At 45.5% G+C, this 1,987-nt stretch carries 2 protein-coding genes; both read left to right on the top strand.

Annotated features, from left to right (window positions below; genetic code table 11):
- Positions 1-1,328: PLP-dependent aminotransferase family protein (locus ACR0P9_RS11625; RefSeq protein ID WP_432620323.1), on the top strand; the 1,328-nt coding region annotated here is incomplete at its 5' end.
- Between the two features lie 27 nt (positions 1,329-1,355).
- A complete protein-coding gene (locus tag ACR0P9_RS11630) occupies positions 1,356-1,811 on the top strand; it encodes an SWIM zinc finger family protein (protein ID WP_432620325.1) in 456 nt (151 codons plus the stop codon).
- Positions 1,812-1,987: the final 176 nt, after the last annotated feature.

Consider the following 1,987-nt stretch of genomic DNA (forward strand, 5'->3'; position numbering starts at 1 on the left):
GAACACTCAAGAAGGGAGAACGGCTGCCGTCCAAGCGCGCATTCGCGTCCAATCTCGGTGTCAGTGTCGTTACTGTAGAAAACGCATATGCACAGTTAATTGCGGAAGGATACATTTATTCCATTCCGAAACGGGGATTTTATGTCGCAGATTTCAGCGATCTGGCAGCGGAGCCGCAGCAAAAAACACCGGCATTTTCTCAGGAAATGATTCCGCTTACCGGCGGCGACAGCTCGTATTTTGCTGACTTTTCCAGCAACCAAACCTCTTCTGACCTGTTTCCGTTTACGATCTGGTCTAAGGTCATCCGAGAAATTCTCAATGACAGCCGCGTGCAGCTCATGACAAATTCTCCGTGCGGCGGTATTTTTGCGCTGCGCGAGAGCATCGCGCGGTATTTGAAGGACTTCCGCGGCATGACGGTTCGCCCGGAACAGATTATCATCGGCGCAGGTACAGAATATTTGTATGGTCTGCTCATTCAGCTGCTTGGAAATGATAAGATATATGCCGTGGAAAACCCCGGTTATCGCAAGCCAGAGCGCATTTACAACAGCTATCATGTGCCGCGTGCGTGGATTTCCATGGATGAAGCGGGCATTCGCGTGCCAGAGCTGGAGCGGGCGGAGGCAGATATTGTCCATATCACGCCATCGCATCAATATCCAACGGGCATTGTCATGCCAATCAGCCGACGGTATGAACTGCTCGCATGGGCATCGCGCAAAGAAGGGCGATATATCATTGAAGACGACTATGACAGTGAATTGCGTCTGAGCGGACAGCCGATTCCGACCTTGCAGAGCATTGATATGTCCGGCAAAGTCATTTATATGAATACCTTTACCAAAACACTGTGCTCCACGGTTCGTATCAGCTATATGATTTTGCCGCAGCCGCTGCTCAAGCCCTTTTATGAAAAACTGTCGTTTTATTCGTGTACGGTATCGAATTTTGAACAGTATACGCTGGCTCGCTTTATTGAAGAGGGGAAATTTGAATCGCATGTCAATCGACTGCGCAGTCATTATCGGAAAAAACGCGATATTTTTTTGGACGCTCTGCATCACAGCAAACTAGAGAAATTGGTTACGGTCTCTGGATCAGAGGCAGGTTTTCACTTTTTGCTGACGCTTCGCACCGATATATCACAGGAAACAGTGATTGCCCGCGCTCAGTCCAAGAGCATCAAATTGGTACCGCTGTCTTCCTATTATTACGGGGAGGCGCCGGAACACGTGCAAAATATTTATGTCATGAATTTCTCTTCGCTGGATGTCAGCAATGCGGAAGAGATTTGCAGAAGATTGTACGCATGTTGCGTGTAAACTATTATAGGATAAGGAGAACGTGAAATGGATTTACTATCTACTGCCAGTGCACAATCAGTATATCGTGGATATGAGTATTTTGAGAAAAATAAAGTGTTGAAGATCGAAAAAGAAGATGAGACGCATTACCATGGCATCGTCGATGGGAGTGCGCAAAACATATATGAAGTTATGATTGATTTGGAACATCCGAAGAGAAGCAAGTGCAATTGTCCACATGCTGCTGGAAGACGGCTGGTGTGTAAGCATATAGTTGCGTTGTATTTTGCTGCATATCCGGAAGAAGCCAGACGATATATTGAAGAATTTTACGATACTTTGGAAGCGGTAGAACAACGAGAAGAAGAAATAACAGAGCGGATAATTTCGTATGTTCAGCACATGAAAAAGGCACAGTTACAGCAAGAGTTGCTACAGATTTTATTAGAGGGACCGGAATGGCAGTATGATAAGTTTATCACAGAACATATGCTGTATTGACTTTCGCTTTTTCGTGTAATATCATATACATTACAAAAAAGGAGTTGAATCAACATGTCTGTTTTGAATCATATACAGCCGGAAGGCGTATTTACCATTTTTGAACAGTTGTGTGCTATTCCGCACGGTTCACGCAACACCAAAGCCATCAGCGATTTCTGTGTGGACTTTGCCCA

The sequence above is a fragment of the Butyricicoccus sp. genome, from assembly GCF_050872565.1.
Classification (GTDB): Bacteria; Bacillota; Clostridia; order Oscillospirales; family Butyricicoccaceae; genus Butyricicoccus_A.

What these genes read in the sequence shown, in the direction of transcription:
- ACR0P9_RS11630 (WP_432620325.1), top strand. Translation starts at nt 1,356, where the DNA reads ATGGATTTACTATCTACTGCCAGTGCACAATCAGTATATCGTGGATAT.